This window comes from Symbioplanes lichenis, from assembly GCF_030709675.1.
In the GTDB taxonomy this organism is placed as follows: Bacteria; Actinomycetota; Actinomycetes; order Mycobacteriales; family Micromonosporaceae; genus Actinoplanes; species Actinoplanes lichenis.
This window is the reverse complement of record NZ_JAUZQD010000001.1, coordinates 455750-481628: the sequence shown is the minus strand read 5'-3', so window position 1 is coordinate 481628 and position 25879 is coordinate 455750. Positions and strand designations below refer to the sequence as shown.

Annotated in this window: 25 protein-coding genes; 16 read left to right on the top strand and 9 right to left on the bottom strand. The window is 72.5% G+C overall.

Annotated elements, in window-relative coordinates:
* Positions 1-66 precede the first annotated feature (66 nt).
* Together RAN62_RS02150 and RAN62_RS02145 are read left to right on the top strand one after the other, a co-directional pair.
* Positions 67-363, top strand: a complete 297-nt coding sequence (locus RAN62_RS02150) for a DUF4193 domain-containing protein (RefSeq protein ID WP_014446959.1) — start codon at positions 67-69, stop codon at positions 361-363.
* A 143-nt stretch (positions 364-506) separates the two neighbouring features.
* A complete protein-coding gene (locus RAN62_RS02145; RefSeq protein WP_438874450.1) occupies positions 507-1481 on the top strand; it encodes a hypothetical protein in 975 nt (324 codons plus the stop codon).
* On the opposite strand, the gene RAN62_RS02140 is transcribed toward RAN62_RS02145, so the two are convergent.
* Positions 1478-1966 carry a DUF3093 domain-containing protein gene (locus RAN62_RS02140; protein ID WP_305782705.1) on the bottom strand — a complete coding sequence of 163 codons (489 nt, stop codon included), beginning with the start codon at positions 1964-1966 and terminating at the stop codon, positions 1478-1480. The genes RAN62_RS02145 and RAN62_RS02140 overlap by 4 nt on opposite strands.
* A gap of 92 nt (positions 1967-2058) precedes the next feature.
* On the opposite strand from RAN62_RS02140, the gene dut reads away from it, so the two are divergent.
* The 4 genes from dut to RAN62_RS02120 all read left to right on the top strand — a co-directional run bounded on the left by dut (position 2059) and on the right by RAN62_RS02120 (position 4550).
* Positions 2059-2502: a dUTP diphosphatase gene (gene dut / locus RAN62_RS02135; protein WP_305782704.1), complete on the top strand. Its 444-nt coding sequence runs from the start codon at positions 2059-2061 to the stop codon at positions 2500-2502.
* Positions 2503-2530: 28 nt separating this feature from the next.
* Positions 2531-3229, top strand: coding sequence for a DUF3710 domain-containing protein (locus tag RAN62_RS02130; protein ID WP_305782703.1), 699 nt, complete (start codon positions 2531-2533; stop codon positions 3227-3229).
* A 143-nt stretch (positions 3230-3372) separates the two neighbouring features.
* Complete coding sequence (locus RAN62_RS02125) at positions 3373-3753, top strand: OB-fold nucleic acid binding domain-containing protein (RefSeq protein WP_305782702.1); 381 nt, start codon at positions 3373-3375, stop codon at positions 3751-3753.
* Positions 3750-4550 carry a DUF3159 domain-containing protein gene (locus RAN62_RS02120; RefSeq protein ID WP_305782701.1) on the top strand — a complete coding sequence of 267 codons (801 nt, stop codon included), beginning with the start codon at positions 3750-3752 and terminating at the stop codon, positions 4548-4550. The genes RAN62_RS02125 and RAN62_RS02120 overlap by 4 nt, the downstream gene beginning before the upstream one ends.
* An 80-nt stretch (positions 4551-4630) precedes the next feature.
* On the opposite strand, the gene RAN62_RS02115 is transcribed toward RAN62_RS02120, so the two are convergent.
* Both RAN62_RS02115 and RAN62_RS02110 read right to left on the bottom strand, forming a co-directional pair.
* A complete protein-coding gene (locus RAN62_RS02115; protein ID WP_305782700.1) occupies positions 4631-5305 on the bottom strand; it encodes a potassium channel family protein in 675 nt (224 codons plus the stop codon).
* A 1-nt stretch (position 5306) separates the two neighbouring features.
* Positions 5307-5972 (bottom strand): potassium channel family protein, encoded by a 666-nt coding sequence (locus RAN62_RS02110; protein ID WP_305782699.1) that lies wholly within the window; start codon positions 5970-5972, stop codon positions 5307-5309.
* A 115-nt stretch (positions 5973-6087) separates the two neighbouring features.
* Between RAN62_RS02110 and RAN62_RS02105 the strand changes: the two genes are divergently transcribed.
* From RAN62_RS02105 to RAN62_RS02075, 7 genes are all read left to right on the top strand, one after another.
* Positions 6088-8121, top strand: a complete 2034-nt coding sequence (locus RAN62_RS02105; protein WP_305782698.1) for an APC family permease — start codon at positions 6088-6090, stop codon at positions 8119-8121.
* Positions 8118-9347 carry a class I SAM-dependent RNA methyltransferase gene (locus RAN62_RS02100; RefSeq protein WP_305782697.1) on the top strand — a complete coding sequence of 410 codons (1230 nt, stop codon included), beginning with the start codon at positions 8118-8120 and terminating at the stop codon, positions 9345-9347. The genes RAN62_RS02105 and RAN62_RS02100 overlap by 4 nt, the downstream gene beginning before the upstream one ends.
* A gap of 72 nt (positions 9348-9419) precedes the next feature.
* A complete protein-coding gene (gene dxs, locus RAN62_RS02095) occupies positions 9420-11342 on the top strand; it encodes a 1-deoxy-D-xylulose-5-phosphate synthase (protein ID WP_305782696.1) in 1923 nt (640 codons plus the stop codon).
* A 164-nt stretch (positions 11343-11506) separates the two neighbouring features.
* A complete protein-coding gene (locus RAN62_RS02090; protein WP_305782695.1) occupies positions 11507-12736 on the top strand; it encodes an outer membrane protein assembly factor BamB family protein in 1230 nt (409 codons plus the stop codon).
* Between the two features lie 2 nt (positions 12737-12738).
* On the top strand, positions 12739-14049 hold the full coding sequence (locus tag RAN62_RS02085; protein WP_305782694.1) for an outer membrane protein assembly factor BamB family protein: 1311 nt from the start codon (positions 12739-12741) through the stop codon (positions 14047-14049).
* Between the two features lie 92 nt (positions 14050-14141).
* Positions 14142-14828 carry a response regulator transcription factor gene (locus RAN62_RS02080; protein WP_305782693.1) on the top strand — a complete coding sequence of 229 codons (687 nt, stop codon included), beginning with the start codon at positions 14142-14144 and terminating at the stop codon, positions 14826-14828.
* Positions 14825-16045 carry a sensor histidine kinase gene (locus RAN62_RS02075; protein ID WP_305782692.1) on the top strand — a complete coding sequence of 407 codons (1221 nt, stop codon included), beginning with the start codon at positions 14825-14827 and terminating at the stop codon, positions 16043-16045. Before RAN62_RS02080 ends, RAN62_RS02075 begins: the two co-directional genes overlap by 4 nt.
* Here RAN62_RS02075 and RAN62_RS02070 read toward each other — a convergent pair.
* From RAN62_RS02070 to RAN62_RS02050, 5 genes are all read right to left on the bottom strand, one after another.
* Positions 16042-16752, bottom strand: a complete 711-nt coding sequence (locus RAN62_RS02070) for a DUF2637 domain-containing protein (RefSeq protein ID WP_305782691.1) — start codon at positions 16750-16752, stop codon at positions 16042-16044. The two genes, RAN62_RS02075 and RAN62_RS02070, sit on opposite strands and share 4 nt — an antisense overlap.
* Positions 16753-16902: 150 nt before the next feature.
* Positions 16903-17646 carry a hypothetical protein gene (locus RAN62_RS02065; protein WP_305782690.1) on the bottom strand — a complete coding sequence of 248 codons (744 nt, stop codon included), beginning with the start codon at positions 17644-17646 and terminating at the stop codon, positions 16903-16905.
* A gap of 57 nt (positions 17647-17703) precedes the next feature.
* On the bottom strand, positions 17704-19764 hold the full coding sequence (locus RAN62_RS02060; protein ID WP_438874461.1) for a 3-hydroxyacyl-CoA dehydrogenase NAD-binding domain-containing protein: 2061 nt from the start codon (positions 19762-19764) through the stop codon (positions 17704-17706).
* A gap of 2 nt (positions 19765-19766) precedes the next feature.
* Positions 19767-20963 carry a thiolase family protein gene (locus RAN62_RS02055; RefSeq protein ID WP_305782688.1) on the bottom strand — a complete coding sequence of 399 codons (1197 nt, stop codon included), beginning with the start codon at positions 20961-20963 and terminating at the stop codon, positions 19767-19769.
* A gap of 65 nt (positions 20964-21028) precedes the next feature.
* A complete protein-coding gene (locus RAN62_RS02050; protein WP_305782687.1) occupies positions 21029-22345 on the bottom strand; it encodes an HRDC domain-containing protein in 1317 nt (438 codons plus the stop codon).
* Between the two features lie 177 nt (positions 22346-22522).
* Here RAN62_RS02050 and RAN62_RS02045 point away from each other — a divergent pair, with 177 nt between their 5' ends.
* Together RAN62_RS02045 and RAN62_RS02040 are read left to right on the top strand one after the other, a co-directional pair.
* Entirely contained in the window at positions 22523-23521 is a 999-nt protein-coding gene (locus tag RAN62_RS02045; RefSeq protein WP_305782686.1) for a S1C family serine protease, read from the top strand.
* Complete coding sequence (locus RAN62_RS02040; RefSeq protein ID WP_305782685.1) at positions 23515-24222, top strand: YdcF family protein; 708 nt, start codon at positions 23515-23517, stop codon at positions 24220-24222. Before RAN62_RS02045 ends, RAN62_RS02040 begins: the two co-directional genes overlap by 7 nt.
* Here RAN62_RS02040 and RAN62_RS02035 read toward each other — a convergent pair.
* A complete protein-coding gene (locus tag RAN62_RS02035) occupies positions 24194-24763 on the bottom strand; it encodes a DUF3000 domain-containing protein (RefSeq protein ID WP_305782684.1) in 570 nt (189 codons plus the stop codon). The two genes, RAN62_RS02040 and RAN62_RS02035, sit on opposite strands and share 29 nt — an antisense overlap.
* A gap of 86 nt (positions 24764-24849) precedes the next feature.
* Between RAN62_RS02035 and hemE the strand changes: the two genes are divergently transcribed.
* Entirely contained in the window at positions 24850-25878 is a 1029-nt protein-coding gene (gene hemE, locus RAN62_RS02030; protein WP_305782683.1) for a uroporphyrinogen decarboxylase, read from the top strand.
* Position 25879 lies beyond the last annotated feature (1 nt).

Genomic DNA, 25879 nt, shown 5'->3' with positions numbered 1-25879 from the left:
AACCCAAACGTCGTCGCGGGCGTTACTTACGCCAAGTGACTCATCGATACAGGAGAGTGAAGACCGATGGCCACCGACTACGACGCTCCGCGTCGCGATGAGGTCGACCTCGGCGAGGACAGCCTTGAGGAACTCAAGGCCCGCCGCGCCGACTCGCAGTCGGGCGCAGTGGACGTCGACGAGGTCGAGGTGGCGGAGAGCTTCGAGCTCCCCGGCGCCGACCTGGCCGACGAGGAGCTGACCGTCAAGGTTCTGCCGATGCAGACCGACGAGTTCCGCTGCTCCCGCTGTTTCCTGGTGCACCACCGCAGCCAGCTGGCGACGGAACGCAACGGGGAACTGATCTGCCGCGAGTGCGCCTGACCGGCGCGCTCGTGACAGCGCAAGGAACCACCCACGCGAATCCGGGTTTTCTCCGGGTCGCGTGCGCCGGTTGATCCGTGTGCCCGCTTGCTTCACTGGGTACAGGGGTCGTCGATCGGCAGACGAAGGGGGAGGTCGACCACATGAGCCGCCCAGACGAGAACTCGGCACCGGCCGCAGCACAGGGGCCCGAGCTCATCGAGGTCGACCAGGCAGGGCACGACCCGGTGACACCACCGGGAGACACGGGGAAGGGCCTGGCGCCGGAGCCGGGCCTCCAGGACGCGGTCCCGAACGGGGCCGGCGGCCCACGGACGGCTTCACCGGCGGCGTCGCGTACCTCGGAGCTGGAGGTCAGCGGTTCGCGCTCGGCCGAGGAGATCCGTGAGGACGCCGAGATCGGGGCCACCGTCGCCGCGCTGACCGCCGACGATCTGGCGCCCGACAAGCGGCGTCACCTGCTCACCCGGCTGGTCGGCGACGTCCGCCGGCGGGGCCTGGGCCAGCTTTTCCGCCCGCGCGCCGCGATGCGCTGGATGGCCGACGTCGTCGCCGACGTCGCCCCGCACGTCCCGGTGCGCGACATCGACACGTTGCGCGCCCACTTCCCGGGGCTGGATGACGACGACCTCGCCGAGCGCCTGATCCGCAACGCCGCCCGCGCCACGGCCGGGGTCGGCGCCGCGGGTGGCGGCGTGGCCTCCGTCGAATGGGTGGCCACCCCGACCCTGCTCAGCGCGCCGGTGCTGCTGGCCGCCGAGACCGTCGCCGTGGTCGCCGTCGAGCTCAAGCTCATCGGCGAGCTCCACGAGGTCTACGGGCAGCCGGTCCAGGGCGCACCGGGCCAGAAGGCGATCGCCCTCATCCAGGCGTGGTCGGGCCAGCGTGGCGTCAACCCGCTGGTGCCCGGCGTCGGCCTGGCCGCGGTGCTCGGCACGGCCGCCCGCAAGGAGCTGCAGAACACGCTGCTGCGCCGTTTCGGGCGCCATCTGACCAGCCTGGGACCGATGCTGACGGGCGCGGCCGTGGCGGGCTACCTCAACCGCCGCGCGAGCCGTGGGCTGGGCGAGGCGGTCGTCAAGGACCTCAAGAAGCGCCGCAAGTCGATCGGCCGCTAGGAACGGCCGCGCTTCGCGGTGAGGATCGCGGTGGCGAGGTCGACCGGCCGGCGGGTGCTGACGACCCAGAAGGGGGTCGGGTCGGCCGGGTCGCCGAGGACGATCTGGACGGCGCCCTTGATCCAGGGGCGCTGGATGACGAAGGCCAGGGGATGGGCGCCGACGCCCAGGACCTCGCGCTTGCCGTCGGCGTCGAGGGCGACGACCTCGGAGATGACGTCGAGGGGCAGGCGGGCGTCGTCGGCGTGGAACTCGTCCGGGGTGACGGCGACGCGGATGCGGCCGAGCCACCACGGCGCGATCAGCGACACCGGCAGGAGGACCGCGAAGGGGACCCAGGCGCGCAGGCCGGCATAGCCCATCCAGACCTCGGCCGCGAGCAGGGCCGCCGTGAGCAGCGCCACCGGCCACATCCACCAGGGGGCACGCAGCCGTTCGGCATAGGCGGCGGGGGCCGTGGTGCGCGTCGTCGGCTCGGGTGTCACGCTGGTGAGCGTACGGCGCGCCGCCCGCTCCGGCCACGGCAGGATGGCAGGGTGGACCCCCTCCCCGCCTGCCCGACGTGAGGACTTCCGCCTTGGACATCCAGGTCCGTCTGCTCGACCCCGATCTGCCCGTTCCGGCGTACGCCCATCCCGGTGACGCCGGGGCCGACCTGCACGCGGCCGAGGGCGTCGAGCTCGCGCCGGGCGAGCGCCGGCCGGTCCGCACCGGCCTGGCGGTGGCGATCCCCGAGGGGTACGTAGGACTTGTCCACCCCCGTTCGGGCCTCGCCGCCCGTCTGGGTGTGACGGTGCTCAACGCGCCCGGTACGGTCGACGCCGGTTACCGGGGCGAGATCCTGGTCATGCTGATCAATCACGATCGGGCGAACACGGTCAAGATCTCGCGCGGCGACCGGATCGCCCAGCTGGTCGTCCAGCGGGTCGAGCGGGCGGTGTTCCACGTCGTCGACGAGCTGCCCGAGACCTCGCGGGGCGCGGGCGGGCACGGTTCCACCGGCGGCCACGCCGCCCTGTAGCTCTTACTTCGGAGAAGGTGACAAGCAGATGTTCTCCCGCAAGCGCGGAGGCCCGCGGCACGTACGCCCGGACGACGCCCCGCAGCCGGCAGCGCTCGCCCGGAGCATGGGCGCCCTCCCCGAGCGTGACTTCGGCCCGTGGGACGCCGCCCACGCGCCGGAGGGCGTCCAGCGGCTCGACCTGGGCAGCATGCTGATCCCGGCGGTCGAGGGCGTCGAGGTGCGCGTGCAGGCCGGCCCGGAAGGCAACGTCCAGCAGGTGGTGCTGGTCAACGGCGAGAGTGCCCTCAAGCTCGACGCCTTCGCGGCGCCGCGCACCGAGGGCATCTGGGACGAGCCCCGGGGCGAGCTGGCCGCGGCGCTCAAGTCCCAGGGCGCCGACCCGCAGGAGATCGAGGGCCCGTGGGGCGGGGAGCTGCTGGTCCGCCTGCAGACCCCGGAAGGCCCGGTCGACCTGCGCTTCGTCGGCGTGGACGGGCCGCGGTGGATGCTGCGGGCGCAGTTCCAGGGCCCGGCCGCGCTGAGCCCCGACAACGACGCGCTGCTGTGGGACTGCCTGCGTGGCGTCGTCGTGGTGCGGGACAACGAGCCCCGGCCGGTGCTCGAGGAGCTGCCGCTGCGGCTGCCGCGGGAGATGTCGGACGCCGCGCAGCAGCACGCGCACGACCACCCGCACGAGCACGTGCACGACGACCCCACGCCGCCGGACGTGTCCCGGCGCGGCTGATTCTTTCAGCATTTTCGCATTCACGTGATGTGGATCACGCGGGCGTGTGCGGCGTACCGTGAGTGGACGGCACCCCCAAGGGGCGGGTGCCGTCCGCCGGCAGACACATCCGCATGTCGCGATCAACGAGGTGGCACGGGGTCATGAAGACCGATGAGCACACCACCGGCCTGCGCCGGTTCCTCGCCCGGCTGACGGCCACCGAGGAGGAGCTGGATGCCGAGGAGCTCCAGCGCGACAGCGCCAAGTGCGGCGCTCAGCTCGCCGGGCAGTGCCGCCGGGGGCAGGTCGTCTCCGTCTCGGGGCGGCTGCGCACGGTGGCGTACACGCCGCGCACGAACCTGCCGACGCTCGAGGCCGATCTCTATGACGGCAGCGACGTCGTCACCCTCGTCTTCCTGGGCCGGCGCTCGATCGCCGGCATCGAGCCCGGCCGCCAGCTGACCGCGCGCGGCAGAATGGCCATCCGGGACGATCGCAAGGTCATTTACAACCCGTACTACGAGCTGGAGGCGCCCCGGTGACAGCCGGCAGCGAGCCCCGTCATGCCGCCCACGAGACGGAACCGGCGCGGCGCGTCGTCGACGAAGTGGCCGAGGAGGTCGTCGAGGAGCTCGACCTGCACAAGAAGCCGCGGGACGACGAGGAGGAGATCCCCTCGCTCAGCGAGCAGATCTCGGATCAGCTCGGCGGCGTCCGCGGCCTCATCGAGTCGAGCATCCCGGTGCTCGCCTTCGTGCTGCTCAACGTCCTGCTCGGCAACACCGTCCTGGGCCTGGAGAAGAAGACCGCCCTCTCCTGGGCGATCGGCGGCAGCGTCGGCTCGGCCCTGCTGATCGGCGCCTACCGGCTGGCCCGCAAGCAGCCGGTGCGGCACGCGGTCAACGGCATCTTCGGCATCGCGGTCGGCGCCTGGCTGGCCTGGCGCACCGGCGACGCCAAGAACTTCTACCTGCCGGGCATCCTGCTCACCTTTGCCCAGGTGGTCGCCCTGATCATCTCGGTCCTGGTCCGGCGGCCGATCATCGGCTACGTCTGGGGCGTCCTGGCCAACCGGGGCAAGCACGACTGGTTCGCCAACCAGCGCCTCTTCCGGACGTTCCAGTGGCTCACCCTGGTCTGGGCGGCCTCGCTCTTCGTCCGCGCGGGCGTGCAGTTCTGGCTCTACCTCGCCGACGAGGCCAACGCGATCGGCATCGTCCGCATCCTGATCAGCTGGCCCATCTACGCCGCGACCTTCGCCTTCACCGCCTGGGCCGTCCACCGCGTCACCGCCGACCAGGCCGCCCACGCCGAGACGCCGGCCGCCGAGCGCGCCTGAGCCGGGCCGCCGGGGCCGCGACGCCGCGTGAAGAGCGCAGCCGCCGGACGGCCCCGGCCGTCCGGCGGGCCGGAGGTTGATCAGCCGAGGTCGGTGGCCTTGCCCAGGACGACGGCGCGGACCTCGTCCTCGACCTCGGCCGTGCAGATGAAGATCAGCTCGTCGCCGGCCTCGAGCGGGTCGTCCGGGGTCGGCACCACGACGCGCTTGCCGCGCAGGATCGCCACCAGGGCGCTGTCGCGCGGCATGGGCACGTCGCGGACCGGCTCGCCGACGTAGGGCGCGGTCGCCGGGAGGGTGATCTCGACCAGGTTGGCCTCGCCCTGGCGGAAGGTCATGATGCGGACCAGGTCGCCGACCGTGACCGCCTCCTCGACCAGGGCGGCCATCAGGCGCGGCTTGCTGACGGCGACGTCGACGCCCCACTGCTCGGTGAAGAGCCACTCGTTCTCGGCGCGGTTGACCCGGGCGACGACGCGGTTGACGGCGAACTCGGTCTTGGCCAGGAGGCTGCAGACCAGGTTGACCTTGTCGTCGCCGGTGGCGGCGATGACCACGTCGCAGCCGGCCAGGTCGGCCTCCTCCAGGCTGCTGACCTCGCAGGCGTCGGCGAGCACCCAGTCGGCCTCGGGGACGCGCTCGGGGCGCAGCTGGCGGGGCTGACGCTCGATCAGCATGACCTGGTGGCCGTTGCCGATGAGCTCGCTCGCGATGGAGCGGCCGACGTTGCCGGCGCCCGCGATGGCGATGCGCATGTCAGCGTCCTCCCGGCTGGGTGCCCGCGGCGGCCGCGAGGACCTGGTCGACGATGTCGTCGGTGACCAGGACGAACACCTGGTCGCCGTCCTGCAGGACGGTCGAGGCCGTCGTGAGCGAGCCGATCCCGAAACGCATGAGGTACGCCACCCGGGCCCCCGTGGCATCCTCGAACGCCTTCACCGTCCGGCCCACCCAGTCGGGGCTGAACGGCGCCTCGACGATGGAGACGGCGCTGGTCGGGTCGCGGAAGACCTCGACGGTCCCCTCGGGGACGAGGTGGCGCACCATGCGGTCGGCGGCCCAGCGGATCGTGGCGACCGTCGGGATGCCCAGCCGCTCGTAGACCTGGGCCCGCTTGGCGTCGTAGATGCGGGCGACCACCCGGGCGACGCCGTAGTTCTCGCGGGCCAGCCGGGCCGAGATGATGTTGGAGTTGTCGCCGCTGGAGACCGCGGCGAAGGCGTCGGCGCGCTCGATGCCGGCCTCGCGGAGCACGTCGCGGTCGAAGCCGATGCCGGTGACCGTGGTGCCGCCGAACTCCGCGCCCAGGCGGCGGAACGCGTCGGCGTTCTGGTCGACGACCGCGACCGAGTGGCCGACGGCGTCGAGCTTGTGGGCGAGCGTCGAGCCGAGCCGCCCGCAGCCCATGATCACGACGTGCAAGGTATGTGCCTTCCCGCTCAGGGCGCGTATTCAGCATGAGGGTGCCACGTCGCGGCGAACGACGCCGAGCGGGGCGGTCGGCGGCGTGACAACCACGACCGTACGCTTGGACCTTGTGTCGAGTTCGACGTCTCTGGCGAAGCGGCTCCTGCTGGGCAGGCCGTTCCGCTCCGACAAGCTGCAGCACACGTTGCTGCCCAAGCGGATCGCGCTGCCGGTGTTCGCGTCGGACGCCCTGTCCAGCGTCGCCTACGCGCCCGACGAGATCCTCCTGACGCTGTCCATCGCCGGGGCGTCGGCCTACCTCTTCTCCCCGTGGATCACGCTCGCGGTGGCCGTCGTCATGGTCACCGTGGTCGCCAGCTACCGGCAGAACGTGCACGCCTACCCGTCGGGTGGCGGTGACTACGAGGTCGCGACGGTCAACCTGGGCCCCAAGTTCGGCGTCGCCGTGGCCAGCGCGCTGCTCGTCGACTACATCCTGACCGTGGCGGTGTCGGTCAGCTCCGGCGTCACCAACCTCGGCTCGGTCATCCCGTTCGTCGCCGAGCACAAGCTGCTGATCGCGCTGGCCGCCGTCTCGTTGCTGACCGCGCTCAACCTGCGGGGGCTGCGCGAGTCCGGCACCGCGTTCGCCATCCCCACGTACGCGTTCATCCTGGTCATCCTGGCCATGATCGCGACCGGCCTGATCCGCGTGTTCGTGCTCGGGCAGGACATTCAGGCACCCAGCGCCGGGCTGCAGATCCACGCCGAGGAGGAGCACCTCAGCAGCTTCGCCTTCGTCTTCCTGCTGCTGCGCACCTTCTCGTCGGGCTGCGCGGCGCTGACCGGGGTCGAGGCGATCTCCAACGGCGTGCCCGCGTTCAAGGCGCCGAAGAGCAAAAATGCGGCCACCACGCTGATGCTGCTCGGCGGGCTGGCGATCACGATGCTGGTCGGGATCGTGCTGCTGGCCCGGGCGACCGGCCTGCAGTTCGTCGAGGACACCTCGCAGATCATCAGCGGCCCGCCGGACTACGTGCAGAAGACGGTCGTGGCCCAGCTCGGCGAGGCGGTCTTCGGCAACGGCATCCTGCTCGTGCTGGTCGGCGCCGTGACCGCGCTGATCCTCTTCCTGGCCGCGAACACCGCCTTCAACGGCTTCCCGGTGCTCGGCTCGATCCTGGCCCAGGACCGCTATCTGCCCCGCCAGCTGCACACCCGCGGCGACCGGCTGGCCTTCAGCAACGGCATCCTCTTCCTGGCCGTCGCCGCGATGGTGCTCATCGTCGCGTTCGACGCCGAGGTGACCCGGCTGATCCAGCTCTACATCGTCGGCGTCTTCGTCTCCTTCACGCTCTCGCAGGCCGGCATGATCCGGCACTGGAACAGGCTGCTGCGCACCCAGCGCGATCCCGCCCGGCGCCGGCAGATGATCCGGTCGCGGGCGATCAACACCTTCGGCATGGCGCTGACCGGCGCGGTGCTGATCGTCGTGCTCATCACCAAGTTCCTGCTCGGCGCGTGGATCGCGATCGCCGCCATGATCGGCATCTACGTGCTCATGCTGGGCATCCGCAAGCACTACGTCCGGGTCGCCGAGGAGCTGCAGCCCACCGAGGAGCGCCCGGTGCTGCCGTCCCGCAATCACGCGATCGTGCTGGTCAGCAAGGTGCACATGCCGACCCTGCGGGCGCTCGCCTATGCGCAGGCGACCCGGCCGGACACGCTCACCGCGGTCACGGTCAACGTCGACGACAAGGACACCCGCAAGATCCAGGCGGAGTGGGAGCGGCGGCAGATCCCGGTGCCGCTGACCGTCGTCGACTCGCCCTACCGGGAGATCACCAAGCCGATCATCGACTTCGTCAAGGGCACCCGGCGCGACTCGCCCCGGGACGTGGTCACGGTCTTCGTCCCCGAGTACGTCGTCGGCCGCTGGTGGGAGAACATCCTGCACAACCAGAGCGCCCTGCGGATCAAGGGGCGGCTGCTCTTCGAGCCCGGCGTGATGGTGACCAGCGTGCCTTGGCAGCTGCGGTCGAGCCAGGACCGGGATCTCGACCGTTTCGACCGGGGGCTCGTGCACGCCCCGGCCCGCGGTCCGCGCACCCGCCCGGCGCCGCCCGCGCCCGCCCCGGCCCCCCAAGAAGAGAAGACTCAGTGACTGACTTCGTTGAAGGCGACCGCGTCGACGTGACGGTGGGGGCGCCGGCGCACGGCGGGCACTGCGTCGCCCGGATCGGCGACGAGCACGGGCGGGTCGTCTTCGTCCGGCACGCGTTGCCGGGGGAGCGGGTCACGGTCGAGCTGACCGAGCTGCACAAGGGCTATCTGCGCGGCGACGCGGTCGAGGTGCACGAGGCGTCCGCCGACCGGGTCGAGCCGCCCTGCCCGTGGGCCCGGCCGGGGCTGTGCGGCGGGTGCGACCTGCAGCACGTCGAGCCCGCCGCGCAGCTGCGGTGGAAGACGGACGTGGTGCGCGATCTGCTCGCCCGGATCGGCGGCTTCGACCAGGACACGATCAATGACCTGGGGGTACGCGTCCAGCCGCTGCCCGGGGGCCCGCTCGGCTGGCGCTCCCGCGTCCGCTACGCCGTGGACGCTCTGGACCGTCCGGGTCTCCTCAAGCACCGGTCGCACGAGGTGGTGCCCGTCGACCGGTGCCGCATCGCGCATCCGGCGATCCAGGAGCTCGACGTGACCTCGCGGACCTGGCCGGACGCGCTGTCGGTGGAGGCCGTGGCGTCGACCGGCGGAGACGTGACGGTCGCCGCCCGGAACGTGACGGTGGGCGACCTGCTCGACGAGGTGCACGACAGCTCGGGCGGCGAGGACGTCCGGGAGCTGGCCGGCAGGCGGGAGTGGCACGTCCCGGCCGAGGGCTTCTGGCAGATCCATCCGGCCGCGGCGGACACGCTGATCGGGGCGGTGCTGGAGCTGCTCGACCCGCAGCCGGGGGAGACGGCCTGGGACCTCTACGGGGGCGCGGGGCTCTTCGCGGCGGCAATAGCGGAACGGACCAAGGCGCCGGTCACGGTCGTCGAGTCGGCGCCGCTCGGCGTGGCGGCGGCCCGGCGGAACCTCGCGGACCTGACCGGCGTACAGGTGGTGGCCGCGAAGGTCGAGGCGGCGCTGAGCCGGCGGCGGGTCACCGGGCCGGTGGATCTGGTCGTGCTGGACCCGCCGCGGACCGGCGCCGGGGCCAAAGTCGTCCGGGAGATCGCGGCCGCGGGCCCCCGGGCCGTGGCCTATGTCGCATGCGACCCGGCGGCGCTGGCCCGGGACCTCAAGACTTTCGCGGGCCTGGGGTGGCAGGTGGGGCAGTTGCGGGCTTACGACTGTTTTCCCATGACCCAGCACGTGGAGTGCGTGGCGTTGCTCACCCGGTGAGCTTGTGCGAGTTCTGTGAAGGCCGGTCCGCGAATCGTGCGAAGTCGCAAGGCGCCGATAGACTGACGCCTCATGAGCGAGCGCAGTGATCAGACGACGACCGGCATCCTCGGCGGCATCACGTCCCCCGGCGACCTCAAGCGTTTGAGCGCTGAGCAGCTCACCCTGCTGGCCGCGGAGATCCGCGACTTCCTGGTGGCCAAGGTGTCGCGCACCGGCGGGCACCTCGGGCCCAACCTGGGCGTGGTCGAGACCACCCTGGCGCTGCACCGGGTCTTCGACTCGCCGCGCGACCGGATCCTCTTCGACACCGGCCACCAGGCGTACGTGCACAAGATCGTGACCGGCCGGCAGGACGGCTTCGACCTGCTCCGGCAGCGCGGGGGCCTCTCCGGCTACCCGAGCCGGGCCGAGAGCGAGCACGACCTCATCGAGAACTCGCACGCCTCGACCGCCCTGTCCTATGCGGACGGGCTGTCCAAGGCGTTCGCGCTGCGCGGCGAGGACCGGCACGTGGTGGCCGTCGTCGGCGACGGCGCCCTCACCGGCGGCATGTGCTGGGAGGCGCTCAACAACATCGCCGCCGCGAAGAACAAGCTGGTCATCGTCGTCAACGACAACGGCCGCTCCTACGCGCCGACCATCGGCGGGCTCGCGGACCACCTGTCGACCCTGCGGCTCAACCCGGGCTACGAGCGGGTGCTCGACCTGGTCAAGAACGCGCTGGGCTCGACCCCGGTGGTGGGCAAGCCGGCCTTCGAGGTGCTGCACGCGGTCAAGAAGGGCATCAAGGACGCGGTCAGCCCGCAGCCGATGTTCGAGGACCTCGGCATCAAGTACATCGGGCCGATCGACGGGCACGACACCGAGGCGATGGAGTCGGCGCTGCGCCGGGCCAAGGGCTTCAACGCGCCGGTCATCGTGCACGCGGTGACCCGCAAGGGCTTCGGCTACCGCCCGGCCGAGGACGACGAGGCCGACAACTTCCACGGCCCCGGCGCCTTCGACCCGGAGACGGGCGTGCTGACGGCCAAGCCCTCGGTGAAGTGGACCGCGGTGTTCGCCGAGGAGCTGGTCGCGATCGCGGACGAGCGCCCCGACATCGTGGGCATCACGGCCGCCATGGCCGAGCCGACCGGCATCGCCGCGCTGGCCCGGAAGTACCCGAAGCGGGCCTACGACGTCGGCATCGCCGAGCAGCACGCGGCCACCTCGGCGGCGGGCCTGGCGATGGGCGGGCTGCACCCGGTCGTCGCCGTCTACGCGACGTTCCTCAACCGCGCCTTCGACCAGGTGCTGCTCGACGTCGCGATGCACGAGCTGCCGGTCACCTTCGTGCTGGACCGGGCGGGCATCACCGGCCCGGACGGCCCGAGCCACTACGGCATCTGGGACATGAGCGTCTTCGGCGTGGTCCCGGGCCTGCGGATCGCCGCGCCGCGCGACTCCGCCACCCTGCGCGAGGAGCTGCGCGAGGCGGTCGCCGTGGAGAACGGCCCGACGATCGTGCGCTTCCCGACCGGTGCGGTGGCCGCGGACCTGCCGGCGCTGCGCCGGGTCGGCCCGGTCGACGTGCTGCGCGAGGACGAGCGCAAGGACGTGCTGCTGGTCGCCGTCGGCGCCTTCGGCAAGCTGGGCATGGAGGTCGCCGAACGGCTGGCCGGGCAGGGCTACGGCGTGACGGTCGCCGACCCGCGCTGGGTGCGCCCGGTGCCGATCGAGCTGGCCGCGCTGGCCGGGCAGCACCGGCTCGTCGTCACGCTGGAGGACGGCGTGCGCGCCGGCGGCGTGGGCGAGGCCGTGGCGGCCATGCTGCGCGACAACGGCGTCGAGGTGCCGCTGCGCGACTTCGGGGTGCCGGTGGGCTTCCACGCGCACGGGTCGCGCGCGGAGATCCTGTCCGCGCTCGGGCTGACCGCCCAGGACATCGCCCGCGAGGTCACCGAGACCGTCTCCCGGCTCGAAACTGACGCGGAGCCGCAGCCGGCCCCCTGATCGACGGGCAGTTTCGTTATCCCGCCGTTACCTTTGGAGTTATGGCGGGAGATGGAGAGCCTTCAGTCCGGTCAGGGGTGGTGGCGGGGTGGTCGGGTGGGGTCATTGATTTGGGGCTGTCGCGCGGGGAGCCGGACGACTACGCAAGACCGAACCGCTCGACAATGCCCGACTGGCTCGCCCCGGTCGTCGTCGCGCTGCTCGTGCTCGGCCTCAGCGGCTCCGCCGGTCCGCCGCCGCCCGCGCTGGCCACGATGCTGTCGGTGCCGGTCAGCGCGGCGGACCCGTACACGCTGACCAGCACCGGCGACCTGCTCGTGCAGAGCCAGGGCACGCTGGCGTCCTACGCGCTGACCGACGGCGGGGTGCACTGGCGGACCGGGGTCGAGATGCCGTCGTACCGGCTCAACACCGGCAGCGGATTGCTGCTGCTGCGCTCGGCGTCGGTCAGCGGGCGCAGCCCCGTCGCCGTGAGCACCCGGGCGCTGGCCCTCAACACCGGCGACGTCCGGTGGCGGCGGGCCGGCACGGTCGTCACCATCGCCGGCTCGACCACGCTGCTCGCCGTCTCCGGGGTCCGCAGCTTCGCCGGCGAGGGCCGCCGGGTGGAGGGCTCGATCGCGGCGCTCAGCTCGGCCACGGGCGAGGTCAGCTGGGAGGTCCCGGTGCCGCACACGGCGGTGCTGCTCGGCATCCCCGGCTTCAACGACGAGCCCGGGCGGATGCTGCTCGTGCACGACGACCGCACCGCCGCCGTGCATGACATGGGCACCGGCGCCCGGCTCGCCACCGGCGCGCTGCCGGCCGCCGACTACGGGCCCGACAACCCGGTCGTCACGGGCGGGCTGGTGCTGCTGCGGCACCCGACCCCGGAGGGCCGGATGGTGTCGGCCTTCGACGCCCGGACGCTCGAGCCGCGCTGGTCGCGTCCGTCCGGCTTCGCGTTCGGGATCTCGGTCTGCGGCCCGTACGCGTGCCTGACCGGCCCCGACGGCGTCCGCGCGGTGAACGTGTCGGACGGGGGTGTGCGCTGGTTCCAGCCCGGCTGGCGCCGCGTCGAGCAGCGCGGGGACCTGCTGGCGGCGTTCGGCACCGAGGAGGGCGGCGAGAACGACCTGGTCGGACTGGTCAACCCCGCGACCGGCGCCCTCGTCACCGATCTGCACGGCTGGCGGCCGGTGACCGGCGACGGCGGGGACCACCTGCTGGTGACGCGCACCGAGGGCGCGGCCGGCCGTACGATGGTCGCCGTCGCGACGCCGGACGACCCGCACCCGCGGATCTTCGCCGACCTGCCCCCGGGCGCCGCCGACTGCCGGTCCGTGCCCGGCCGGCTGGCGTGCCGGGAGGTGTCGGGCCGGCTGACGCTCTGGGCGTACCAGCGGAAGGAGTAGGCGTGGCAGTGATCGAGCTGAGCCCGGAGACGCCCGCTCACCTCGATCCCGGGGGACCCCCGCCCGCCTGGGTCTACCGCCGCCTCGGCCTGTTGCTGGCCGCCGTGCTCGTGCTCGCCCTCGGCGGCGCCGCGCCGGGCACGCCCGTGCTCTGGGAGCGGACCGGCGTGCTCACGACCGGGCAGAACAACGACGTCGTCACGTCGGGCGACGGCCGGTTCTACGTGCTCGACTTCGACCGGACGCCGCCCGTGATCACCGCCTGGTCGACCGGCCCGGTCGAGGAGCTGTGGCGGGTGACCGGGCCGCCGGGCGACGCCGCGGCGGTGCGCTATGCGATGACCGCTGTGCCCGGCGGCTCGTTGCTGGTCGACGTGGCGGGGAAGACCACGGTGCTCGATCCGCGTACGGGGAAAGAGCAGTGGCACGCCGACGCGCCGGTGACCGCGGTGGGGGCCGGGACCGCGCTGGTCCGGGTGGAGCACTTCCGGCCCGGCACCGAGTACGACGTCGACTCCGGCGACCCGGGCGCGCTCTACGGCACCGGGACCCTGCACACCGAGCCCGCCCAGCGGACCGAGCTGCGAGGCGTCGAGCAGGCCACCGGCAAGCAGCTGTGGTCGACCGTGCTGCCGGGGTCCGTCTACGCCACCGTGTCCGGGCAGTCGGTCGTCGTGGTCACCGCCACGTCGCTGCGCCTGCTCGACGCGCGGACCGGCCGGGTCGTCCGGGAGCGGGCCGTCGCCGGGCCCACGTGGGTGGAGACGGTGGCGGACAGCGTGCTGCTGCACTACGGCGCGTACGGGACCGGGGGCCGGGTCGTGGCCGTCGCCGCCGGGACCCTCGACGAGCGCTGGACGAGCGACCTGCCCGACTTCGAGGGCTCGTCCGTCAGCTGCGCCGGCCTGGTGTGCGCCAAGGGCCGGGACGACGTGGCGGTGCTGGACCCCGCCACGGGCGCCCGCCTCTGGACGCTGCCGTCCACCGAGGCGGTCGACCTCGTCGCCTTCGGCCGGAGCAGTGTGCTGTGGTCGCAGACGGGCGCGATCCGGTCGGTGGTCGACCGCCGGACGGGGAAGCCGCTGGCGGACACGCGCAGCTGGCCGGCGTCGGCCGCCACGCCGGGCGGGGAGGCGTACCTGCTGACCCGCAAGTCGCCGAGTCAGGGCATGGAGTTCGCGCTCCTGCGGCCCGGGCGCGCGCCGCAGCTGCTCGGGTCGCGGCCCGAGTTCGTGACCAGCTGCCGGGTGGACGCCGGCTTCGCGGTGTGCCGCGACGAGGACAGGCTGATGGTCTATCGCTACCGGGGCTGAATTGTGACCTGGCGGTAGCCTGCACTCACGGCCTCTTCACGCGCCGGCGGGAAAGCTGGGCGCGGGCCAGGAAGCTTCGGAGGGACCCGCGGGTGCGCGTGCTGGTGGTGGAAGACGAGCGCAACATGTGCGATGCGATCGCGCGGGGGTTGCGCCGCAAGGGATTCGCGGTCGACACGGCGTACGACGGCCTGAGCGGCCACGAGATGGCCTATGTCACCGACTACGACGTCGTCGTGCTCGACCGGGACCTGCCGGGCATGCACGGCGACGAGATCTGCGCCGCGCTGGCCGCCTCGGAGGACAACCTGGCCCGGGTGCTGATGCTCACGGCCAGCGCCGCCGTCGCCGACCGGGTCGAGGGGCTCGAGCTCGGGGCGGACGACTACCTGCCCAAGCCCTTCGCCTTCGAGGAGCTGGTGGCCCGGGTGCAGGCGCTGGGCCGGCGCTCGCCCCGCAAGGTGCCGCCGGTGCTGACGGTGGGCAACCTCACGCTCGACCCGACCCGCCGGGTGGTGACCCGGGCCGGCGCCACCGTCGACCTGACGAACAAGGAGTTCGGCGTCCTGCGTGAGCTGCTCGCGGCCCGGGGCGGGGTGGTCTCCAGCGAGGAGCTGCTGGAGAAGGTCTGGGACGCCAACACCGACCCGTTCACGACGACCGTCCGGGTGACGATGATGACGCTGCGCAAGAAGGTCGGCGACCCGCCGCTCATCGAGACCGTGGTGGGTGCCGGATACCGCGTGCCCGAACCCGTCGTAGAGACGCCGGGCGCATGACTGTCTACGCCTCCAAGCGCGAGCGGCTCCGGCTGCGGCCCACTCTGCGGCTGCGCCTGACCCTGCTCAACGGCATCCTGCTCATCGGGGCCGGGGCCATCCTGGTGCTGCTGGCCTGGCTCCTGGTCGGCGACGCGCTCAGCCCGACCGACGAGCTCCGCGCCGGCTCCCAGGTGCTGCTGGCCGACGGCACCCAGCTCGACGCCCGGGTGTGGCAGACCCAGCTGGTCGAGAGCGCCTCCCAGGAGCTGCTCATCAAGGGCCTGATCGCCCTGGTCGCGATCGGCATCATCGGCATCGCGGGCGCCTACGCCGTGGCCGGCCGCGCCCTGCGCCCGCTGCACCACGTCACCGCCACCGCCCGCCGCCTCGGCGAGGAGACCCTCGACGAGCGCATCCGCTATGCCGGCGCCGACGACGAGGTGGCCGAGCTGGCCCGCACCTTCGACGCCATGCTCGACCGGCTGGCGGGCGCCTTCGAGTCGCAGAAGCGCTTCGTCGCCAACGCCTCCCACGAGCTGCGCACCCCACTGGCCGTCATGCGCACCGAGATCGACGTCACCCTGAGCGACGACGAGGCCGACGTCGCCGAGTATCGCCGCATGGCCAAGGTCGTCCGCAATGCCTCCGAGCGGGCCAACGGCCTGGTGGACGCGCTGCTCGTGCTGGCCCGCAGCGAGGCCCAGTCGGGGCGCCGGCTGGTCCGCAAGGTGCCCGCCGACCTGTCCACCAGCGTCTACAACGCGTTGTCGGCGGTCAAACTGGAGGCCGAGCGGCTGAAACTGGACGTGACCACGGACCTGCAGCCCGCCCATGTCGTCGGGGACCCCAGCCTGCTCGACCGGCTCGCGGGCAACCTCATCGAGAACGCCATCCGCTACAACCACCTGATGGGCAAGCTCTGGCTCCGCACGTCGACCGTCGACGGCCAGGCGCGGCTCGTGGTCGGGAACACCGGTTACGAGGTCGAGCCGAAGGACGTGCCGGGGCTGTTCGAGCCGTTCCGCCGGGGCGGGTGGGAGCGGACCGGGTCCCGGGGGTCGGGGCTGGGGCTGTCGATCGTCCGGGCGGTGTGCGACGCGCACGGCGGAACGGTGTCGGCCGTGGCGCAGCAGGGCGGCGGGCTGGAAGTGACCGTGAGTCTGCCGGGCGCCGACACCACGCCGGTCGCGGCGGGGTCGGCCACCGTTCCGCGCGTCAAGAACGCGGCCGCTTAGGCAGCCAGGGTCAGGTCGGCGGCGGCCTGGGCGTCGCGGCGGATCTGGCGCCAGCGGGTGGCGCTGATGCCGAGTTCCTTCGCGAGTTGCGCCTCGGTCATCTTCGGCCGCGCGGCCCGGATCTTCTTCGCCGCGGCTACCGTCTCGGCGGGTGTGCGCTGCGTCTTCGCCGCCGCCGGGCGTTGCTTGGTCCGCGGCGCGGGGCGGACGACACTGTGCACCGCGGTGAGCGCGATCGGCGCCTCGCTCGGCGCCTTGGCCGGCTTGTCCGCCGGCGCCTCGGTGACGGGCGCGGGGGTGACGTCGGCGCGTTCGAGGGTGGCGATGCGGCCGCCCAGCTCGACCAGGCAGATGCTGGCCACCACGATCAGGCCGTCGACCGACAGCGGCAGCAGGTAGGGCGACGCTCCCGTCTCGCCGTAGCGGGCGGCCACGCCGACCATGTGCCAGTAAGACACCCACGCGGCGATGCCCGCGATGGTGGCCGTGGCGGCGAAGCGCGCGACCGCCAGCGAGCGGCGGTGCACCGGCACGCGGGAGATCAGCTCGACCGTGAGCAGCAGCGCGAGCGGCGGCCAGGCGGCGATGGCCTGACTGATCGGGTTGTCCAGGGCGTGCAGGATGTTGGCCATCACGGACGCCGCGACTCCCAGGACGAGCGTGGCGCGCACGGCCCAGCGGACGCGGCGTAGACGCGGGAGGATCACCGTACGCTCCTTCGGCAGACCGGAAATGACTCGGCCGATCATCCTGGCTGCCGGATGTTGCGGTACGGCATCGACGAGCGTGCCCCCGGGAGAACCGCGACGGGTTCGTGCCTTACTCGGAACACAGACGTGATCACGCGATACGGCGTGTCAGTTTGACTGCTTCTCGATCTGGGCGCGGAGCTTGGGGAACTCGGCCTGCGCGGTCTTGAGCGACGTGAAGTACCAGATGATGCGGCCCGTGCTGCTCGCGTCGGCCCAGCCGCACATGACCAGGTTGGCGCCGCCGGCTTCGGCCTTGCCGCACTTGGCGGAGCCGCCCAGGGTGCCCGGGGCCACGTCGGCCACGCCGGTGAGGGGGAGGCCGCCCACCGCGGCGTTGATGAAGGCGGTGTTCAGGGTGGCGGCCGGGGTGGCCAGGTCGGTGGCGGCCGCGGCGACGAGGACGACGTCGCCGGCGGTGGGTTCGCCGTAGACGCCGCCGACGGTGGCCGCGCCTGCGGGGACGCCGTCGAGTTTGATGTCGAGGCCGGCGCCGAGGCCGACGTAGTCGGGGTCGGTGAGCAGGGGGCGGTCGCCGAGCTTGGCGGGGAGGGCGACTGTGGTGCCTGTCTTGGTGGCGGCGCCCTTGCTCGTGGTGCCGGCCTTGACGGGCGAGTCCTTGGTCACTCGGCCGTCGGCGTTGATCACGTTGTCGCCGGCGGCGGGCGGGGCCACGGACGGGGTGGCCGGGGGCGCGGCGGAGGGCGACGTGGCGTTCCCGCGGCCGAGGAGGAAGACGGAGACGCCGAGGCCGAGAACGAGCACGGCGATGACCGCGATGAGCGGCAGGCGGGAGACGGGACGACGCCGGCGGCCCCGGAACCGGGGCGGTGGGGAGTCAGGCGTCGTCACGATCAGTCAGATCGGACGGCGGGGGCGCCACTTGAGAAGTGACGCCCCCGCAAAACATCAGACCGGGAGGCCGGCCACACCCCGCGGCAGGAAGCGCTTGCCGGTGACGCGCTCGGAGGTGCCACTGCGGTCCAGGTACGGGGACACGCCGCCGAGGTGCAACGGCCAGCCGGCGCCGAGGATCATGCACAGGTCGATGTCCTGCACCTCGGCCACCACGCCCTCGTCCAGCATCAGGCGGATCTCCTGGGCGAGCGCGTCGAGCGCCTTCTCGCGTACCTGGTCGGCTGTCAACGGCGCGGAGCCGGCCTCGACCAGCGCGACCACCTCGGGGTTGATCTCGTCGTCGACCATGAGCGGCTTCCCCGCCTCGACGATCTTCGCCAGGTTGGGCGAGAGGGCGAAGCGGTCGGGGAAGGCCCCGTGCAGGGTCTCGCCGACGTGCGCCGCGACGGCCGGGCCGACCAGCTGGAGCAGCGCGATCGGGCGCATCGGCAGGCCCAGCGGGTCGAGCGCGGTGTCCACGACCTCGAGCGGGGTGCCGGCGTCGATCGCGCTGAACACCTCGCTGGTGAAGCGGGTGAGCAGGCGGTTGACCACGAACGCCGGGGCGTCCTTGACCAGCACGCACGACTTGCGCAGCTCCTTGCCGACCGCGAACGCCGTGGCCAGCGTGGCGTCGTCGGTGCGGCCGCCCTTGACGATCTCCAGCAGCGGGAGCACGGCGACCGGGTTGAAGAAGTGGAAGCCGACGACCCGCTCGGGGTGCTCGAGGTCGGCCGCCATCTCGGTCACCGACAGCGAGGACGTGTTCGTGGCGAGGATCGTCTCGGGGCCCACGATCTTCTCGACCTCGGCCCAGATCTGCTTCTTGAGGTCGAGGTTCTCGAAGACGGCCTCGATGACGAAGTCGGCGTCGGCGAAGACGGCCTTGTCGACCGAGCCGCTGACCAGGCCCCGGAGCTTGGCTGCGGTGCCCTCGTCGAGCCGGCCCTTGCCGACCAGTTTGTCGATCTGGCCGCGTACGTAATCGACGCCCTGGTCGACCCGGGCCTGATCGATGTCGGTCAGCACGACCGGCACCTGCAGGCGCCGGGCGAAGAGCAGCGCCAGCTGGGAGGCCATGAGCCCCGCGCCGACGATCCCGACCTTGGTCACCTTGCGGGCCAGGGACTTGTCCGGCACGCCGACGGGACGCTTGGCGCGCCGCTGGACGAGGTCGAACGCGTACAGGCTGGCGCGGGACTCGTCACCCATGATCAGGTCGGCGAGGGCCTCGGTCTCGGCCGCCGTCCCGTCCTCGAACGAGGCGTCCTTGGCCAGGGCGAGCAGCTCGAGGGCCTTGTTGGCCGAGGGGACAGCGCCGTGCAGCCGCTCGTCGAGCTGCTGCTTGGCGAAGAACAGCACGCCCTCCCACATGTCCTTGTCGACCTCGGGCCGCTCGACCGCGACGTCGCCCTTGACGACGCCGGCGGCCCAGGCGAGCGAGCTCTCCAGGAAGTCGGCCGGCTCGAACAGCGCGTCGGCCAGGCCGAACTCGCGGGCCTGCTTCGGCTTGAGGGTCTTCTGGGTGAGCGGGTTCTGCAGGATGACCTGCGCCGCGCCGGGGACACCGATGAGGTTGGGGAGCAGCTGGCTGCCGCCCCAGCCGGGGACCAGGCCGATCGCGACCTCGGGCAGGCCGAGCGCGCCCGCGCCGCCGGACACCGTGCGGTAGTGGCAGTGCAGCGACACCTCGAGCCCGCCGCCGAGCGCCACGCCGTTGATGAAGGCGAAGGTCGGAATTGTCGAGCTGCGGAGGCGCGCGAACACTCGGTGGCCCAGCTCGCCCAAGGCCACTGCCTGATCGCGATCGGTGATGAACGGCATGCCGGTGATGTCCGCGCCGACACAGAAGATGTACGGCTTCCCCGTGATCGCGATGAACGCCGGCTCCGCCGCAGTGGCCTTCGTGATCGCCTCGTCGAGCGACCGCAGCCCGGCCGGCCCGAAACTGTTCGGCTTCTTGTGGTCGAAGCCGTTGTCGAGGGTGATCAGCGCGGCGGGCTTGTCCAGGCCGGGCACCCGAACTTCGCGGACGAGGGCGTGGGTGACAACCTCGTTGGGGTAGTCGGGCAATGTCACTTGTCGGCTCCCTCGAAGTGCGGGTTCTCCCAGATCACGGTGCCGCCCATGCCGATGCCGATGCACATGGCGGTGAGGCCGTAGCGGACCTCGGGGTGCTCCTCGAAGTGGCGGGCCAGCTGGGTCATCAGCCGGACGCCGGAGGAGGCGAGGGGGTGGCCCATGGCGATGGCGCCGCCCCACGGGTTGACCCGGGGGTCGTCGTCGGCGATGCCGAAGTGGTCGAGGAAGGCGAGGACCTGGACGGCGAACGCCTCGTTCAGCTCGAACAGGCCGATGTCCCCGATGGTCAGCCCGGCCAGGCGCAGGGCCTTCTCGGTCGACGGGATCGGGCCGTAACCCATGATCTCCGGTTCGACCCCCACGAAGCCGTACGACACCAGCCGCATCGCCACGGGCAGGCCCAGCTCGCGAGCCGTCTCCTCGTCGGCCAGCAGCGCCGCGGTGGCGCCGTCGTTGAGGCCGGCCGCGTTGCCCGCCGTCACCTTGCCGTGCGGGCGGAACGGGGTCTTGAGCGTGGCGAGCTTCTCCATCGACGTCTCGCGGGGCGCCTCGTCGACCGTGGCCAGCCCCCAGCCCTGCTCGGTGCTGCGGATCGCGACGGGCACCAGGTCGGGCTGGAACTTCCCGTTCGCGTACGCCTTGGCCGTCTTCTCCTGCGACGCCAGCCCGTACGCGTCGGAGCGCTCCTTGGTGATGCCCGGCAGCCGGTCGTGCAGGTTTTCCGCCGTGCTGCCCATGACGAGCGCCGACGGATCGACCAGCTTCTCGGCCAGGATGCGCGGGTTGGGGTCGACGCCCTCGCCCATGGGGTGGTGGCCCATGTGCTCGACGCCGCCGGCGATGGCGATGTCGTACGCCCCCATCGCGATGCCCCCGGCGACGTTGGTCACCGCGGTCATGGCGCCGGCGCACATGCGGTCGATGGCGTAACCGGGCACGGACTTGGGCAGGCCGGCGAGCAGCGCGGCGGTGCGCCCGATGGTCAGGCCCTGGTCACCGGTCTGCGTAGTGGCCGCGATGGCGACCTCGTCGACCTTCTCGGGCGGGAGCTGCGGGTTGCGGCGCATCAGCTCCCGGATGCACCGGATCACCAGATCGTCGGCGCGGGTCTCGGCGTACATGCCGCCGGCCTTGCCGAACGGGGTGCGGACGCCGTCGACGAAGACGACCTCGCGACTTACTCGGGGCACAACGAGCCTCCTTGCAGTCTCCTACGACCCCCCTATGTTACTCACGAGTAAACAAGGGGCGCCAGTCACTGCGCGGCCGGTGCGTCCGGCAGGACCGCGGCCACGCCGGCGGCGATGAGCCCGACCTGCCAGTTGCGGGCACCGAAGCCCCGGAGCGTGTCGCCGACCGTCTGCGCGGTGACGTCCTCCGGCGGCGCCCAGGCCAGCCTGCGAATGAAGTCCGGACTGATCAGATTTTCCGGCGGCAGCGTGTGGGCCTCGGCCGTGGCGATCACAACCTGCCGGCAGCGCTGCAGGCGGGCGGCCGCGATGGGGTCCCGCTCGGCCCAGCGGTGCGGCGGGGGCGGCCCCTCGACCGGCTGGTTGACGGGCAGCTCGTCGTCGGCGAGCGCACGGGCGCTGTCGAGGGCGTCCAGCCAGACCCGGGCCAGGCGGCGGACCGAGCGGCCGCCGAAACCGGGCAGGCCGAGCAGGGTGCGCTCGTCCTTCGGGTCCAGCTCGGCCGCGGCGACGATCGCCGAGTCCGGGAGTACGCGACCCGGGGCCGAGTCGCGGCGCGCGGCGACACCGTCCCGGGCGTACCAGAGCGCGCGCACCCGGGACTGGGCCCGGGCGCCGCGTACCTTGTGTATTCCGGAGGTGCGCCGCCACGGGTCGGGCCGGGTGCGCGGGGGCCGGTCGGCGCTCGCCACCAGCGCGGCGAACTCCTCGGCCGCCCACTCCGCCTTGCCCTGGCGCTCGAGCTCGGCCGCGAGCAGGTCGCGCAGGTCGGTGAGCAGCTCGACGTCGAGGGCGGCATAGGTCAGCCACGACTCGGGCAACGGCCGGGTGGACCAGTCCGCCGCCGAGTGGTGCTTCTCCAGCGAATAGCCCAGCAGCTGCTCGGTGAGCGCGGCCAGCCCGACCCGCTCGAAGCCGGCGAGCCGCGCGGCCAGCTCGGTGTCGAACAGCCGCCGCGGCTTCATGCCCACCTCGGCCAGGCACGCGAGGTCCTGGCTCGCAGCATGCAGGACCCATTCGGTGTCGGCAAGCGCGGCGTCGAGGGTCCGCAGATCGTCCAGGGGGACGGGGTCCACCAGGACCGTGCCGGCGCCCTGGCGGCGCAGCTGCACGAGATAGGCCCGCTGCGTGTAGCGGTAGCCGGACGCGCGCTCGGCGTCGACGGCGACCGGGCCGGAGCCGGCGGCCATGCGCGCGACGACCTCGGCGAGCTCGGCGGCCGTCTCCACGGGACGCGGCGTGCCCTCGCGGGGCGCGGTCAGCGGGACAGAGGTGCGGGCAGGCTCGGAACCGCCAGACGTCGGGTCGGGCGGCACGTCGTGCGGTCCGTCGTGGGCGTGGTCCGGCGCGTCCCGACGGGTCAGGGGTGCTTCGTCGGTCACTCCGTAACCGTACGGGGGTGTGTCGGTCCGTGTGTGCAGCCGGGTGGCGGCGCGCCGAAGCTCGATCGACTTGTGCCCGATTTGTGCCGTCTTCAAGAAAAAGGTGGCCGCCGGCACATCCGCGACGGCATCCGGTCCGTACTACCCGCCGGAGCAGGAGTCGACACCGGGAGCCTCATGACCACCGCCTACGACCCCTTCGGGGTGCCGGGCCAGCGCAGGCCGCCGCAGGACCCGTTGCTCAGCCTGCCCGACCACCCGTCCGGCGAGTGGTCGACGACCCGCCGGCCCGTGGCCCCGCACCAGCTGCCGCCGCTGCAGGCGCAGCCGATAGGGCATCCACGGCCGGCGCGCCGCGAGCCCGGGCCCTATCTCGTGTCGCCGAGCGGGCGGGATCCGTACCCGGTGGTCAGTGAGCCCCTCGAGCCGCGGCGCCGCAGCCGCCTGGCCCCCGCCCTGCTCGCGTTGCTCCTGCTCGGCGGGGGTGGCGTCCTCGCGTGGCGGATGGAGCACAACGACACCCGCCTCACCGACCAGCTCACCGCCTCCCAGCAGCGCGAGACCGAGCTGGCCGACCGCGCGGAGAAGCTGGAGCAGCAGCTGGCCGGGGTCTTCGACCCCGAGGCGATCTCGTCGAAGGTGCTGCCGAGCGTGTTCCGGGTCCGGGCGGGCGACTTCACGGGTACGGCGTTCGCGGTCGGCGATCCGGACGACGGCAAGACGAACCTGCTGACGAACTTCCACGTGGTCGAATCGGTGTGGGACGCGGGCACCAAGAAGGTCTTCCTCGAGCGCGGCAAGACCGAGGTGTCGGCCACGATCGTGAAGGTCAGCGAGAGCAAGGATTTGGCGCTGCTGCGCGCGAGCAAGGAGATCGCCGGGCTCGCCGTGGCCAAGGCGGCCGCGAAGCCGGGTCAGCAGGTGGTGGTCGTGGGCAGCCCGCTCGGGCTCGAGGACACCGTGACGACCGGCGTGGTCAGCGCGAACCGGGCCGCCTCGGACGACGGGCCGTCGCTGCAGTTCGACGCGCCGATCAACCCCGGCAACTCGGGCGGGCCCGTGGTGAACGGTGCCGACGAGGTCATCGGGCTGGCCACCGCCAAGGCCCGGGACGCCGAGGGCATCGGATTGGCCGTGCCCATCAAGACGGCATGTGACACGTTCAAGGTGTGCTGAACACGCTCGCTGCTTTTCTGGGCCGCCGGGACGTCCCTTCGTTGCCGCCCGCCGATGTGCTGGTGCTCTTCGGCGGGTGCCCGCCGCCGGGCTGGGACCTCGTCGGCTCTTTCCTGAAATCGGGAGATGTCCGGCATGTCATCCTGGTCGGCGGGGCCGGGCACACGACGCCGATGCTGCGTGCGGCTGTGGCCAGGCGCTATCCGGAGCTGGCGGCGGCGCCGACGGAGGCCGACATCATGGCCGCCTATCTGGCGTCCGTCCATGGCATCACCGGCTGCCTGCTGGAACGATCGTCGGCCAACTGCGGGAACAATGTCACCTTCGCCGAGCGGGTGCTGCGCGACGAGGGCATCACGCCGTCCCGGATGATTCTCGTGCAAGACGCGGCCATGCAGCAGCGGATGGACGCGGTGACCCGGCACGTGTGGACGCTCGGCACGCCCGAGGTGATCAATTTCGCCGGGACGCAGCCGCGGTTCGCCGGTGCCGCCTATGCCTCGACGCCGCACTGGGGTGCCTGGGACATCGAGCACTGCATCACATTGCTCATGGGCGAGGTGCCACGGCTGATCGAGTATCCGGCGCGGGGCTTCCAGGCTCCCACGGACATTCCGTCTTCCGTCTTGTCGGCCTACGAGCAGTTGCTACCGATTTACGGCGGCAGGCCTGCTATGGAGTCGAGGCCCGCTGGCGGTTGAAGGCCGTGATGCCCGGGGGCGGCAGGCCCGCGGTCGAGGCCAGCATCTCGCACCAGCCCTGCAGATGCGCCCCGAGATCGTCCGAGGTCGGGGTCCACGACGCCCGGATCTCCAGGTCGGCCGTGGGCGCCGGGCCGGCCAGCTCGCCGAAGCGCGTCGACTCGGTGCGGGTGATCGTGCCCCCGATCGCCGTGTACGCCGCCTCCTGCTGATCGAGCCCGTCGATGAGCCACGTCCACGCCACCTCGGGCACCATGGGGTCGCCGGCCAGCTCCTCCTCCAGCTCGGCGGTGATGAGCGTCACCAGCCGGAGGGTGCCCCGCCAGGCGTCGTGGCCCGCGGGCTCGTGCAGCAGAATCAGCCGGCCGCTGGCGACCTCGTCACCGTCGCGCAGGACGGTGGCGCTCAGCGCGAACGCATAGGGGGCCAGGCGCTGCGGGGCCTGGGTCTCCTCCAGCAGGATCTCCTCGCGCGGCGCGGCGGCCCGCAACCCGGCCACGGCGCGCGCGAACGCCTCGGGGGGAGCGGGCGCAGACGGCATGGGAGAAAGCCTATGCCGATCACTGCCTCGCCGCCGCGCGCGGCGCGCCGCACGGGCCGGTTCACTCACGTGGCACGATGTGGCGGGTGACCAACTCTCTCGCCGACTCCGCCCTCGTCCGCGCCTGTCGCGGGCAGGACGTGCCCCACCCGCCGGTCTGGTTCATGCGGCAGGCCGGCCGCTCGCTGCCGGAATACCGCAAGATCCGGTCGGGCGTGGGCATGCTCGAGTCCTGCCGCCGCCCCGAGCTGGTCACCGAGATCACCCTCCAGCCCGTCCGCCGCCACGGCGTCGACGCGGCCATCCTCTTCAGCGACATCGTCGTGCCGCTGAGCGCCGCCGGCGTCGACCTCGACATCGTCGCGGGCACCGGCCCGGTCGTGGCCGCCCCGATCCGCACCGCGGCCGACGTCGCCGCGCTCCCGGCCCTGGACCCGGCGCAGGTCGATTTTGTCGCCGAGTCGGTGCGCCTGCTGCTGCCCGAGCTCGGCGCCACGCCGCTGATCGGCTTCGCGGGGGCGCCCTTCACCCTGGCCAGCTATCTCATCGAGGGCGGTCCCTCGCGGACCTACCTCAAGACCAAGGCCATGATGTACGGCGACCCGCAGCTCTGGCACACCCTGTGCGCGCGCCTCGCGGACATCACCCTCGCCTTCCTGCGCGTCCAGGTCGACGCGGGCGTCAGCGCGATCCAGCTGTTCGACTCGTGGGCGGGCGCGCTGTCGGAGGCGGACTACCGGGCCTATGTCCAGCCGCACTCCGCCCGGGTCCTCAACGGCCTGGCGGACGCCGGGGTGCCGCGCATCCACTTCGGCGTGGGCACGGGCCTCCTGCTGTCCGCCATGGGCGAGGCCGGAGCGGACGTCGTGGGCGTCGACTGGCGCACGCCGCTCGACCGCGCGGCGGACATCGTCGGCCCGGGCCACTCGCTGCAGGGCAACCTGGACCCGGCCGTCCTGTTCGCGCCGTGGGAGGTCGTCGAGCGGGAGGCCCGGCGCGTCGTGGCCGAGGGCAAGGCCGCCCGGGGCCACGTCTTCAACCTCGGCCACGGCGTCATGCCCGAGACCGACCCGGACATGCTCACCCGGCTCGTCGAGCTGGTGCACTCCCTCTGAG